General features: G+C 67.8%; 10 protein-coding genes. 7 read left to right on the top strand and 3 right to left on the bottom strand.

Features of this window, described 5'->3' with window-relative positions:
* The first annotated feature begins 1,167 nt into the window (after nucleotides 1-1,167).
* From AB0C26_RS44510 to AB0C26_RS44500, 3 genes are all read left to right on the top strand, one after another.
* Nucleotides 1,168-1,638 (top strand): hypothetical protein, encoded by a 471-nt coding sequence (locus AB0C26_RS44510; RefSeq protein ID WP_360260888.1) that lies wholly within the window; start codon nucleotides 1,168-1,170, stop codon nucleotides 1,636-1,638.
* Nucleotides 1,639-2,188: 550 nt separating this feature from the next.
* Complete coding sequence (locus AB0C26_RS44505; RefSeq protein WP_360260886.1) at nucleotides 2,189-2,938, top strand: SDR family oxidoreductase; 750 nt, start codon at nucleotides 2,189-2,191, stop codon at nucleotides 2,936-2,938.
* Nucleotides 2,939-2,988: 50 nt separating this feature from the next.
* Nucleotides 2,989-3,453 carry a hypothetical protein gene (locus AB0C26_RS44500; RefSeq protein WP_360260884.1) on the top strand — a complete coding sequence of 155 codons (465 nt, stop codon included), beginning with the start codon at nucleotides 2,989-2,991 and terminating at the stop codon, nucleotides 3,451-3,453.
* Nucleotides 3,454-3,502: 49 nt separating this feature from the next.
* Here AB0C26_RS44500 and AB0C26_RS44495 read toward each other — a convergent pair whose 3' ends face one another.
* The 3 genes from AB0C26_RS44495 to AB0C26_RS44485 form a co-directional block, all read right to left on the bottom strand.
* Complete coding sequence (locus AB0C26_RS44495) at nucleotides 3,503-3,886, bottom strand: cupin domain-containing protein (RefSeq protein ID WP_360260882.1); 384 nt, start codon at nucleotides 3,884-3,886, stop codon at nucleotides 3,503-3,505.
* Nucleotides 3,886-4,794, bottom strand: coding sequence for an alpha/beta hydrolase (locus AB0C26_RS44490; protein ID WP_360260880.1), 909 nt, complete (start codon nucleotides 4,792-4,794; stop codon nucleotides 3,886-3,888). Before AB0C26_RS44490 ends, AB0C26_RS44495 begins: the two co-directional genes overlap by 1 nt.
* Nucleotides 4,795-4,878: 84 nt before the next feature.
* Nucleotides 4,879-5,712 (bottom strand): alpha/beta hydrolase, encoded by an 834-nt coding sequence (locus AB0C26_RS44485; protein WP_360260878.1) that lies wholly within the window; start codon nucleotides 5,710-5,712, stop codon nucleotides 4,879-4,881.
* Nucleotides 5,713-5,928: 216 nt separating this feature from the next.
* Between AB0C26_RS44485 and AB0C26_RS44480 the strand changes: the two genes are divergently transcribed.
* The 4 genes from AB0C26_RS44480 (at nucleotide 5,929) to AB0C26_RS44465 (ending at nucleotide 11,838) form a co-directional block, all read left to right on the top strand.
* Nucleotides 5,929-6,648: an alpha/beta hydrolase gene (locus AB0C26_RS44480; protein ID WP_360260876.1), complete on the top strand. Its 720-nt coding sequence runs from the start codon at nucleotides 5,929-5,931 to the stop codon at nucleotides 6,646-6,648.
* Nucleotides 6,649-6,743: 95 nt separating this feature from the next.
* The gene (locus AB0C26_RS44475) at nucleotides 6,744-7,721 is read left to right on the top strand and encodes an alpha/beta hydrolase (RefSeq protein WP_360260874.1); all 978 of its coding nucleotides are present in this window, start codon (nucleotides 6,744-6,746) and stop codon (nucleotides 7,719-7,721) included.
* 30 nt (nucleotides 7,722-7,751) lie between these two features.
* The gene (locus AB0C26_RS44470) at nucleotides 7,752-8,756 is read left to right on the top strand and encodes a hypothetical protein (protein WP_360260872.1); all 1,005 of its coding nucleotides are present in this window, start codon (nucleotides 7,752-7,754) and stop codon (nucleotides 8,754-8,756) included.
* 343 nt (nucleotides 8,757-9,099) lie between these two features.
* Nucleotides 9,100-11,838: an AAA family ATPase gene (locus tag AB0C26_RS44465; protein WP_360260870.1), complete on the top strand. Its 2,739-nt coding sequence runs from the start codon at nucleotides 9,100-9,102 to the stop codon at nucleotides 11,836-11,838.
* The last annotated feature ends 18 nt before the right edge of the window (nucleotides 11,839-11,856 follow it).

Here is an 11,856-nt window from a genome sequence, read left to right as displayed (position 1 = left end):
AACTCACGAGGGTAGGGCTTGGGCACAGCAACATCCTTCCAGCCCGCCGTCACGGCAAGCCATCTCAGATGTCACCTATCTGTGCAGCAGACCCCAGTACGAGAAAGCTGCGCGACTACTAGCTATCTAGATCTGCTGTTCGCAGCCGGCTCCGGCGAGTGGACGAGCCATGTTGTGCGTAACGGATGACGTTCCGGCTGTCCGTAGTCTCGCATGACCCATTGCGCCTGTCACGACCTCTATTGACCCCTCCGAACCGGTCCGCTGCAGCTTCATGGCGTCCCGAATTCCGCTCTTAAGATTTGCGAGCACAAGAGGTTGAGGCCGCACCAGGTTCCACTGCGTTGCGCAGCGAGTTAGGACTAGAACCGAGAAAAGGATATTATCGGCGTTGTGCGAGGCCTCCGAGCTGGAAATCCTATCGGCGGCGGGGGAGGGCTGTGGTCCTCATTGGGTGTCAAGTGGCTGCTCCTGCGAGCTTGCCGCCAAGTCTTCTTCAGGATGGCGAAGATCAGCGAGGCTCATTCCTGGGATTTGCTGCCACCGGCGCTGTGATTCGATTCTTTTGAACGTCCAAGAACGGCATTGGACCGAATGGCACGTACCGCACTTAATTGGCCGTGGTCACACGCCTGGTCACAGTGTTGATCAACTTCCCCTGGATTGGATGAAATCGGGCGGCACAGCGGTGCCGTTCTGTCCGTTCTCGTGTACATTTGGACATAGGCTGGCAGTGCTTAACCGAATTGTAATGCGACTGGGGGTCAAGGGGTCGCAGGTTCAAATCCTGTCAGCCCGACAATCTTGAAGGCCCGCTAGCTAGGGTGTAAACCCTGGTCAACGGACCTTCTGTCATTCAGTTAGATCCGGATATTCCTACTAGACGGTTCGGAGTCGGGGACCGTTTGGGGACACGGGGAGATTTCTGGGAGCGCGCAGGTGAACGCTGAGCGCCGATCCGGTCTCCTCGATCGAGCGCTGATCCGGGTGCAAAGTACCGCTGCGTGGTGCTCAGCGAACCGTGCTCAGCGAACCGTGCCCGGCGACCTTCCGGAGTACGTGCACCTTGACGCCGGGCCGGAACCAAGCCAGGGGCCAGCCGACAGTTGGTTGGCACGATGCGAACGTGATTGCCGCTGGCGCTGACGGGTTGGGACTATGGCGGCCATGGACGTCATCGTGCAGCGCGTACGCACCACCTGGAGCAAGCGGTCCCGAGGCTTCCCTCGCGCGACCGCCCGCAACGCTGCCCCGACCGCCTTCGCGCTGCCCTCCGGGCACACGCCGCTGTTCCACGACGTCACCATGGGGGAGGAAGACGACTTCGAGCCGCGGGTGAGCGCGATGTGTGAGGCTCCACCACGGCATGAGTTCGGGTTCCGCCTCGTGGGGTCCGCGCTGCGGGTGCGGCTGCCGAATGGGTTTGGGGTCCCCGTCCGTTCGCATCGCCCGGTGGTACTGCTTCAGCCCGGCGAGTGGGTCCGGTGGCAGCTGAACAACCGCTGGTCGTCGGCGACTGGCATGGGGGACTGGCGCTACACCTTGACGACGGTCAGCATCGCGCTCGGGCCGATGCCATCTGAAACGTTCCTCGGCGAGGCACCACACGTCATCGACGAGAAAGCAGTCTTGCGGTAGGGCGCCTCCGGCCGGGGACGATCGGGATCGCCGACAGGGCAGCCAATCCGCCCTTACGTAGGGGCAGTGCGTGGGTGGACGGATGCCGGAAAGGTCAAACGTCACCGTATCCAGGGTGCTGCACCAACTGGGGAATCGAAATCGTCGTGGACCATTCGGGGTGTCAGCGCTTCCTGAAATTCGACCCTCTATGCGTGTTTCTTTGGCGAGGAGTTCTCGCCGGTGACGGGAGGGCTCGGTGGGCAGTGGAGCTGGCCGACGGCGCCGCCCTGCCCGCCGACCTCGTCCTGATCGGCGCCGGCGCCTCGCCGCGCGCAAGATCAGTGACATGGTGATGGCCACCCGTTCGGCGGTTGGCTGTTCCGGCCGGCCCTATTCCTTTTCTGGCGACCCCATCTGAGACATCGGGCCAGCCCGGTAAGGGGCAGCGCGATCGGCGAATAGCGTTTGGTGCAGCGATGGTGCTTCGCGACAAGAGAGCTGGTCGCCGTCTCGGTCCGAAGGGTAGGGCCGAAACATGTCGGCGGACGGCAGAACTGGGAGACGCAGGATGGGACAGCTTCAGGACAGGACTGCTGTGGTCACCGGTGCGACCAGTGGAATCGGGCTGGCTTCCGCCCGCCGATTCGCTGCAGAAGGGGCGCATGTGTTCATCACTGGTCGCCGCAAGGACGCCCTCGACAAGGCGATCGCCGAGATCGGCGCCGACGTCGTCGGCATTCAAGGCGACGTTGCGAACCTCGCTGACCTCGACCAGCTGTTTGCGACGGTCGAGCAGAGCGGGCGGCGTATCGACGTGTTGTTCGCGAATGCCGGCGGCGGATCCTTCCGGCGCTTGGCGGATATTGACGAGCGGCACTTCGATGGGATTTTCGCGACCAACGTCAAAGGGCTGCTGTTCACCGTCCAGAAGGCATTGCCCCTGCTTAATGATCGAGCATCGATCATTTTGACCGGCTCGACCAACGCCAGCGTCGGCCACGAGGCCTTCGGTGTGTATGGCGCGTCCAAGGCGGCGGTGCGGTCCTTCAGCCGGACCTGGGCCAACGAGCTCAAAGAGCGGCGTATCAGGGTGAACACCCTGACGCCTGGTCCCACCGACACGCCCGGGATCACCGGTCTGGCCCCGGACGCGGACCAGGCCGCGCAGCTCAAAGGCTTGCTGGCCAGCCAGGTGCCGCTCGGCCGGATGGGTAGCCCCGACGAGATCGCCTCGGCCGTGTTGTTCCTGGCCAGTGATCAAAGCAGCTTCATCACGGGCAGTGAGTTGTTCGTCGACGGCGGGCTCAACCAAGTTTGAGTTACTTGACGTTGCCGGCTCTGCCGATTCTTCTGGGCTTGGGTTCGGCGGTGACGACCACCGTCGCCGGATTCTTGACGATTCACGTCATCGACAAGGCTTTGGAGCTGCCTCACTTTCTCATTACGCGAAGCACCACCCTGACGTCGGCCCGGCCGGTCTGCTCGCCGCGGGGGTTGGTCGGCCACAGTTTCTTCGATGGGCTGAGCATCTGGGTGAGTTTCGGGGCCGCCGTGAGCGTGGCGACGGCTGTTGCGGTCGCGGTGCTTGCCCACGACCTTACTGACGGATTCAACACGTACACGCTTACTGTGATGTCCGGTGGCGGCAGACGCCGGGCCGCGGCGTTCCTGCTCGCGGATGCGGTGGCGCCGGTCGTCGGTGCCGGCCGGTCAAGCGGCGCGTCGACGTTGCTCGCGTCCAGCCGGTCCCCCTCTGAAGCCCGAGGACTGCATCCACCACGTCCGCCGTGCTCTTCACGGGACGGGCTCAACCGAGCGACGCGTCGGCCGTGATGAGGCGGCCGTCCGGTGTGGCGAACGGCCGCCTCAACACGTGCTCGGATCAGTGCACGAACGTGGCCAGCGGCTCTCCGGTTTCGACGAGGTAGGTCGAGAGCATCAGGCCGGTGTCGGGACCGAGATCGGTGGCGTTGTGGGGTGTCCGGGGCGGGATCAAGAAGCCGTCGCCGGGATGCAGGGTGAGTGTCGGTTGGTCGCGGATCTCCATGCGCACCGTCCCGGCGACGATGTAGCCGACTTCTTCGCCGGGGTGGATGTGCCATCCGGACTGCACGCCGGCGGGGATTTCGGTGCGCACCTGGACGATGTCCCGGCCGGGGATGGAGGATTCCCGGCGCAGTGTTTCGGTGCGCTTGAGAGTGGCGGCCAGGTCATCGGCCCGATCTGCGGCATGGGATGCCATGTCATTGCCCTTCCTGGAAATCATCAGAGGGGGAAAGCTGACGGTCGGCGCAGGAGAAGCGCGGACAGAGCGGCCGCGGTCATCTCCGGCTGGTCTTCGACGATGAAGTGGCTGGCCGGCATCGGTTGTCCGGTGACGTCGTCGGCCCAGGGCCGCCAGACGTCGAGCACGTCGCCGTAGAAGCGTGGCAACGCCCCGTCCGCACTCCACAACACGAGCAGCGGGCAGGCTATCTTCCGTACGCCCACGTCGGCGTCATCATGGAGACGATCCACGGTGGCCCCGGCCCGGTAGTCCTCGCAGATCGCTTGGACAGTGCTCACGTCATCGAGCAGCGCCCGGTACCCGGCCATCAGATCGGCCGGGTACCGGTTCGGTGCCCGGCCGAGGCCGAGCGCCCGGACGTGGAAGTCGAAGAAAGCGCCGGGATCGGCGGCGATGAGCCTCTCGGGCAGCGGCGCCGGCTGGGCGAGGAACGCCCAATGCCAGTAACCGAGGGCCATCTGAGCGTCCGCCCGAGCCCACACCTCTGCGGTGGGCACGACGTCGATGACCGCGGCGGCAGTGACGCGGCCGGGGTGATCCAAGGCCATCCGGTAGGCCACCCGGCCACCCCGGTCGTGACCGGCCACGGCGAACTGCTCGTGGCCGAGCAGGCCCATGGCCTGGACAAGATCGGCGGCGAGGGCCCGCTTGGAATGTGGTGCGTGGTCCGCTGCGGGTACCGGGCGAAACGACGCTCCGTACCCGGGCAGATCCGCAACGACCACGGTGAAGCGTTCCGCCAGCTGGTCGGCGACGGCGTGCCACATGACATGGGTCTGCGGATATCCGTGCAGCAGGAGCAACGGTGGTCCTTGCCCGGCGACCCGGGCGAAGATCCGTCCTCGTGCGGTCTGCAGGGCGTGCTGCGCGAAGCCGTCGAACATCATGTCGCGGCGGGCTCGAGGACGACGGCGGGTTGACCGGGCACAGTGATGCTCCTTCTGACGTTGGTGGCGCGGGATTGCCCGGGGCTATTCCGCGAGGAACGCGAGCAGCTCGCGGTTGACTTCGTCGGCGTGGCTGAGGGCCATGAGGTGCGGCCCGCCGTCGATCTCGACGTAGTGCGCGTCGGGCAGGGCCGCGTGCATGCGGCGTCCCTGGCCCTCGATCGACAGGATCCGGTCGGCGGTGCCGTGCAGCACCAGGACCGGGATGTCGATGCGCTTGAGGTCGTCGTGGAAGTCGTCCAGCCAGGTCACCGGGCAGGCCCAGGTCGCCTCCGGCGAGGCGTCGGCGCCGGCGTTCCACAGGTTGCGGACGGCGTCCTGGCTGACCCGCTTGCCGAGCAGCTCGTCGAGGTTGAGCATGTCGCCGATGATCGCGGTCAGCCAGGCCGGCCGGTCGTGCAAGATGGCCTGCTGCACCGCGTCGACGCCGGCCTGGTCGACGCCGTTCGGGTTCTCCGCCGACTTACCGAACGACGGTGCGAGGCTCTCGATGAACACGCACGACCTGAGTCGCTGCGTGCCGTGGACGCCGATGTAGCGGGCGACCTCGCCGGTGCCCAAGGACAATCCGACCAGCGTGACGTCGCGCAGATCGAGCGAGGTCAGCAGCTCGTCGAGATCCGCGGCCAGTGTGTCGAAGTCGTAGCCACCGGCCGGGCGGCTGGACCGGCCGAACCCGCGCCGGTCGTAGACGATCACCCGGTAGCCCGCGGTCAGCAATGTATGGACCTGCGGCTCCCAGGAACGGCTGTCGAACGGCCAGCCGCTGATCAGGACCACGGCCGGCCCGCTGCCATGGTCCTCGTAGTACAGGTCGATCGAGGTCGTGTTCTCCGTGCCGACGGTGATGGTGGACATCTGCGCTCCTCGGTTGTCCTTCTCTGGTCTCAACCTGGCAAAGCCACGGCGTCCCGACCAAGACGGCTGCCCCGAGAACTGGGGGGTGTTCACCGGAGGAAAAGGCGGGCCAACCCGGTAGGGGAATCCGGCTCGCCTGATCGTTGTCGCCGCCCGCCGTTTGCGAGCCTCACCTTGTCCGTCGCGGTGGCGGGCGGCTACTCGAGGGGGCAGCAGATGAAGCCGACGGTGATCCTCGTCCACGGGGCGTACGCCGGATCGTCCAGCTGGGACGGAGTGCTGGAACCGTTGTCGGCGGCCGGGCACCGGGTGATCGCGTTCGCCACACCACTGCGGGGAGTGGCATCGGACGCGGCGCTGCTGAGCGACCTGCTCCGGACTGTGGACGGCCCGGTGGTCCTGGCCGGGCACTCCTACGGCGGCGCGATCATCACCAACGTCATCGCCGCGCCCGGACAGGTGATCGGGGCCGTCTATGTCGCCGGCTTTGCCCTCGACGTGGGGGAGAGCTGCGCGGACGCCGCCGCGCTGGCGCCCGGGTCGACTCTCGCCGAAACCCTCGTGCCGGTGCCACTGACCGCCGGCGGTGCGGACACCTACATCGCGTCGGACAAGTACCACCACCAGTTCGCGGCCGACCTGCCCGCCGAGCAGGCCCGCCTGATGGCTATCACGCAGCGGCCGGTCACCGACCGGGCCTTGGCCGAGCCGTCGGGCGACCAACCGTTGTGGCGTTCGGTGCCCAGCTGGTTCCTGTTCGGCGAGCTCGACCACAACATCCCGGCCGGCTCTCACCGGATCATGGCGAGCCGAGCGAAGCCGCGCAGCACGATCGAGATCGCGGGCGCCTCACACGTGGTCGGCATCTCCCACCCGGCCGCGACCGCCCGGATGATCGTCGAGGCCGCCGGCAGCCACGCCCTCACTGAAGCCTGACGCCTGACGGAACCGGCGTCAGCACTCCAGATCAACCCGGCCGGACAGCCGAACAAAACCCCATCACGCGTACGTGACGAAAGGCGGCACACGACATGAATCAGCAGAACAGGACGGACGAGGACGGCCCCACGGGGCAGCGCGGGGCCTCCCGCCGATCGGTGCTGGCTGCCGGGACCGGCGCCGCGCTGACCGCGGCAACCGTCGTGGGAGCCGGGGGGACGCCGGCTTCCGCCGCCCCGGCCGCCGAGGGAAGCCGTGGCGGCACCCGCGTCCCGGTAGCCCCAGGTGTCGAGGTCAACATCGCCGACCTCAAGGGCGGTCGCCGCGGGACGGTCGTCTTCATTCCCGGCTGGCCGCTGGCGTCCACGACCCTGGAAGGCACCCTGCTCCACCTGGCCGATCACGGTTACCGGGCCATCGCCCTGGACCAGCGTGGATTCGGGCTGTCCGACGCCCCGTACGGCCCGTACACGTACGACCTGTGGGCCCGCGACATCCAGACGGTTCTCGAGACGTTGTCGCTGCGCGACGTCACTCTGGTCGGGCACTCGATGGGCGGTGCGGTCGCGCTGCGGCACACTTCCCGCTTCGGTAACCGGGTCGGCAAGCTGGTGGTGGCCGAAGCACCGGCTCCGCGGTTCGTGTACGGCCCGCAGTCCGCTGACCTCGCCGCCGCGCTCGACGGCCTGATCGCAGGCTATGCCACCGACCGGGCGGCAGCGGTGCGGAGCCTGACGACGAATTTCTTTTCCACGCACACCGATATCGCCACGGATCCGTTCCTGCAGTTCTTCGAACGGCAGTGCTTGGACCAGGCCTCCTTGCCGGCGAGCCGGGATGCCTTGTTCGCGTTGCGCGACACCGACCTGACGGCCGACTTCGCCCGGATCAAGGTACCGACCCGGGTGTTCCACGCGATCAACGACAAGATCGTGCCGCTGGTGCACGGTCAGGCGGTGGCCGCGGGGATCCGTCACGCCCGGCTGGTCACTTTCGCCACGGCCGGGCACGCCGTCTACGTCGATGAAGCGGACAAGTTCCGGGCGGAACTGCTCAAGTTCATCGGCTGACGCGCTGACCAGATCGGGAGGGACGCCGTGATGTCGACCAGTGAACGCACGTACCGGGTGACGGCGAACGTGTTCGGCTTACCATTCGGCTTCTGCGGGCTCGCCCAGTGCTGGACCACCGCTCACGCTGTCGCTGGGTTGCCCCGCTGGCCGGCGGACACGCTGTGGATTGTTTCGGCGGCCATCTGGGCGGCGTCGCTGATCTGGTACGGCCGCGATGTCGTCCGCGGTGGACGGTTGCGCACCGAGCTCAAGGACCCGGTGTTCGCGCCGTTCACCGCGCTGATCGTGATCGTGCCGATGTTCCTCGGCGTCACGGTGGCCGGCCATGCCCGTCCGGCCGGGGAGTTCGTCTTCGGGACCGCTCTGGTGCTGACCGTGGCGCTCGGCGGCTGGCTGGCCGGTGAGTGGATCATCGCGGATCTCCAGCTCGCTCAGTGGCACCCCGGCTATTTCCTGCCGACTGTCGGCGGTGGCCTGATCGGGGCGGGTGGCAGCGCGGCGCTCGGTCATCGCACGCTGGCCATGGCCATGCTGGGCTATGGGGTGATCTGCTGGTTCATCCTGGGCGCGGTCATCCTGCTGCGTCTGTTCACCGCTCCTGCCCTGCCCCCGCCCCTGCTGCCGACCATCGCGATCGAGGTCGCGCCCCCGGTGGTCGCCGGCAACGCCTGGTTCGTCATCAACGGCGGACGGATCGACGCGGTCGCGGCCGGACTCGCCGGCTACGCGATCCTCATGATCCTGGTGCAGCTACGCCTGATCCCGGTCTACCGGCGGGTCCGGTTCGGCCCCGGATGGTGGGCATTCTCGTTCTCGTACGCCGCGGCGTTCACCCTGGCCGTCAACTGGCTGGCAGCCCCCGACGTGCCCGGGCACAGCGTCTGGGCCGCAGCCCTGCCCGGCGTGCTGACCCTGGGCATCGCGGCACTGGCCATCGCGACCGTCCGGCGTCTGATCGCGGGAACGTACCTCCCGGCCGCCGGGACGGCGCCGCCGGCAACCGCACCCAGCGGTACCGCACGTTCAGCGTAGGCAGGCCTGATCCGGCTTCCTCCCGAAGGACGAGCTCCGGTGCTGAGTTTGGCGTGCACCCCGGCGCGGCGTTGTCCCGCGACTTGATCCGGTGGCCGTGGCGCCGGGCCCGGCCCGAGCTCGCCTACGGTTCCTGGCCTCGCGGGCGGCGCCGGATGACCGCATCGCGGGTACCCGTGCGCGCGGCCAGGAAGGCCTGACCGCACAGGAACTGCAGGTCGCCCGGCTCGCGGCCACCGGCCTGTCCCACCGCCAGATCGGCGAGGGCGAGAATTCTCAGACCCGGTCGGGGGCGGCCGCGTTGATACGCTCCGCAGGCTGAAGTGAGGTAATGGGGGCGGCTGTGCGGAACGACGGCGAGGCAGAGCTTTTCGGCCGGGACCACGAGCGTAGCCTGCTACTGGACATTCTTGGACGGTGTCAGCGGTCGAGCGGCTCCACCCTGGTGCTGCGCGGGGTCGCTGGGATCGGCAAATCGGCGCTGCTGCACCTGGCCGAGGCCAAGGCCCGGCAACAGGACATGTCCGTGCTCGCCATCACCGCAGTCCCCAGCGAGGCGCAGCTGCCCTACGCCGGCGTCGATCAGCTCCTGGGACCGCTGCTGGCCAGCCAGCCGCCCGAATCGCGCACTTCATGGGAGACGGCCGTCGGGCGTACGGCCGGGGCGGGCAGCCCTGCCCAGCGATACCAGTTGGCCCGCGCGGCCCTCAACTGCGTCACCACCTCTGCCGGTCAGGGACGGGTGCTGATCGTTGACGATGCGCAGTGGCTCGACCGGGAAAGTTGGGACATTCTCGCCTTCGTCGGCCGCCGCGTCGCCGACGACAAGGTGTGCCTGCTGGTAGGGATGCGAGACGGCGAGGAGTCGACATCGCTGCTGTCCGGATCCGGGCTGCCGGAGCACCGGCTTGAGCCGTTGTCGGCCGACGCGTCCCTCGCGCTGTTGCAGACAGCCGCTCCCGGGTTAGGGCCGGCACTGACGCAACGCGTACTGCGTGACGCCGCAGGAAATCCTCTGGGGTTGTTCGAGCTGGGCGTCGCCGCTACCAGGATGGGTGACGACGACCTGTTGTCCCAGGACATTCCGCTCACGGAACGCCTGGAACGTTCGTACGCCCTGACAATCTCGCGCCTACCGGCACTGACTTACTCCCTGGTTGTGATCGCCGCGCTCGACGACGCGGTGGACCTGGGTGAGCTACTCGCCGTCGCGCACCGTCTCCACGGCCCGGACGTGACTCGGGACGACCTCGAGCCGGCCATCGCTGCCGGGCTCCTCGAGGCCGACAAGGAGACGGTGCGGTTCCGGCACCCGCTGATCCGCTGGACCGTGACCCGGTCCGCCTCCGCACCAACCCGCCTGGCCACGCACGCCGCCATCGCTGCCGCCCTGGACGGCCAGGAAGCCCGGCAGGTCTGGCACCTGTCCGCCGCGACCGTCGACACCGATGCCGAGGTGGCCGATCGCCTGGCTCGCGTAGCCGAGCAAGCGGATCAGACGGGTTCGCCGAGTTCCGCCCTGCGAGCCTGGGAGCGCTCGGCGCAGCTGACACCGGACGGTCCGCTGCGTGCGCGCCGGCTCTTGCGGGCCGCGCACGCCGGGCTCGGGTTCAGTCAGTTCGCGAAGGTGCGGAGCTTGCTCCACGGCATTGGCGAAGATCAACTCTCGTCACCGGAACGTACCGAACTGGAGTGGCTGCGGCACAGCTCGAACGGCTTTCAATGGCCCTACGACCAGACGTTCGCCCTGCAGGCCGGCCTCGCAGCCCGGCTGCGGGCCGAAGGCCGTACCGAGCTCGCACTTCACGGGCTGGCCACGATGAGCGCGCTCTGCTGGTGGGTCGACCTCGGCGAGCCCGCACGGAAGCACATTGTCCAGATCGTCGAGGGAATGCGTCTGCCCGAATCGGACCCTCGCTATGTCAGCGTGATCGCTCTGGTCTCTCCCATCGAGCACGGCCGGGTGTCGATCGACCGCCTGCGTCGCCTCCTTCTGGCTTTCGACCAGGACGTCGTCGCGGCGCAGTACCTCGGCGTCGCGGCGAGCGGAGTCGGTGATCTGCGCTCGTCGCTCGCTTTCCTCAGGACCGCGCTCGCCTCGATCAGGAGGCTGGGTCTCTTAGCGCTCCTCCCGCAGGTCCTGGGTTCCCAGGCACTCGTCGCGGGCCTGCTCGGCGATGTCCAGCTCGCCCTGACCTCGGCCGAGGAAGTGCAACGCACAGCGCTCGAGACAAACCAGGCCACGTGGCAGTTCCAGGGACACCTGCTGGCCGCCTTCGCCAAGGCGCTCGCCGGTGACGACGGCGCGGCGCTGGCCACGGCGGATGAGCTCGAGCCGCAGTTGCTGGCCACAGGTTCCCGTCTGATGTTGTGTCAGGTCGCCCTGGTCCGCGGGGTGGCCCACCTCGCCGGCGGCCGTCCCGCAGCGGCGCTCGACGAGCTCGGCACCCTGTTCGATCCGGCCGACCTGCACTATCACGAGTACGTACGGCTGTGGGCTCTACCGCATCTCGCCGAGGCGGCGGTCCTGTCCGGACGCTACGAGCAGCTCCGGATGATCGCCGCCGTGTGCGAACCGATCGCGGAGAAGGCCGGCTGGCCTGTCCTGCAAGCGGGCATGGCCTATGCGTCAGCACACCTGGCCCGCGACGGCGAGGCCGACGCCGCGTTCCGTGCCGCGCTGCCCCGGATATCAGCGGACTATCCCTTCGAGCGGGCCCGACTACAGCTGGCCTACGGCGTTTGGCTGCGCCGGCATCATCGGGTGGCCGACTCCCGCGGGCAGTTGCGCGCCGCGCAGCAGGTCTTGCAGGCACTGGGTGCCGAGCCATGGGCCGAACGCGCCCGCAAGGAGCTGCGAGCCTCGGGTGAACGTCCACGCAGGGCACCGTCCGCCACCACCACATTGACACCACAGGAGCTGCAGATCGCTCACCTCGCCGCCTCCGGTCTGACCACCCCGGAGATCGCGGAACAACTTTTCCTGGCATCAAGCACCGTCAGCACCCACCTGCACCGGGTTTACGCCAAGCTCGGAGTGGCCAGTCGCAAACAGCTGGGCCCGGCGCTGTCCGGCGGCTGAGCGGCGGAAATACACAAC

Source organism: Actinoplanes sp. NPDC048796, assembly GCF_040650035.1.
In the GTDB taxonomy this organism is placed as follows: domain Bacteria; phylum Actinomycetota; class Actinomycetes; order Mycobacteriales; family Micromonosporaceae; genus Actinoplanes.
The sequence above is the reverse complement of the archived record's forward strand: the minus strand, read 5'-3'. Positions and strand labels throughout refer to the sequence as shown.